The organism is Mycobacterium sp. 852014-52450_SCH5900713 (assembly GCF_001667075.1).
Taxonomy (GTDB): Bacteria; Actinomycetota; Actinomycetes; order Mycobacteriales; family Mycobacteriaceae; genus Mycobacterium.
The window spans coordinates 1-786 of sequence record NZ_LZIL01000067.1 but is presented as its reverse complement, the minus strand read 5'-3'; the positions used below and the strand labels follow the sequence as shown (position 1 = coordinate 786).

1 protein-coding gene is annotated in these 786 nt (G+C 62.3%); it reads right to left on the bottom strand.

Going from position 1 to position 786, the window contains the following annotated elements; translation table 11 throughout:
- Positions 1 to 740 (bottom strand): ATP-binding protein (locus A5773_RS20640; RefSeq protein ID WP_156744907.1); only part of this gene is annotated, 740 nt, incomplete at its 3' end.
- Positions 741 to 786 lie beyond the last annotated feature (46 nt).

The following is a 786-nucleotide window of genomic DNA, read 5'->3' as shown; positions in this document are numbered from 1 at the left end:
GCCAAGACCTCAACGACCTCCAACTCCTCGGGAGTAAGAGACCACAGCCGAAAACCCAACAGCTCATAGAGTTCTCGATCCGCCTGCAGAGGCCCTCGCAGCTGCCAGCAGCCATCCGCACACACCACCGCCCCGCTTTCGCGGCTCGCACTAAGCAAACCCCGCAACAACACCAGGTTGCCCCCGCTGCGCTCGTAGAGCGCATCAATCAACCGCGCCTCGACCACACCACCAAGAACGGCAGTAGCCAACACGCCGGTCTGCTCGCGAGTGAACGGATCAACATGAACGGTCAGTAACAACCGCTCCTTGATCAACGCAGTGACCGCATCGAAAACCGGCTCACCCGATCGGATCGTCACGATCAATCGCGCACTGCGACTTGCCGCCAGTTGATTGACCAACGTCGCCGACAACGGATCAAGCAACTGCGCATCATCGACAACGACGACGAGATTCTCGTCCTGCTCCAACGTCTGATGCGCAGCCGCCAACATCAACGCCGGCTCATGAGCCACATCCAGAGTCACCGCGCGGGAAAACGCCCCCAACGGGACCGCCGAACCCGTCTGCGTGCCCAGCGCAAACCGCACCGTCCACCCCGCCGACTCGAGAGCCTTTGCCAGCATCCGAGCCAGAGTCGACTTGCCCACCCCGGACTCGCCCACCAACACGACCCCCTGCAAATCCCCATCCTCGACAGCCGCCAACGCACGACGAAACTCCGCATCCCGCGCCACTATCGACCACGTACAACGACCCTCCCGCCCCACCGGATGCCTACCT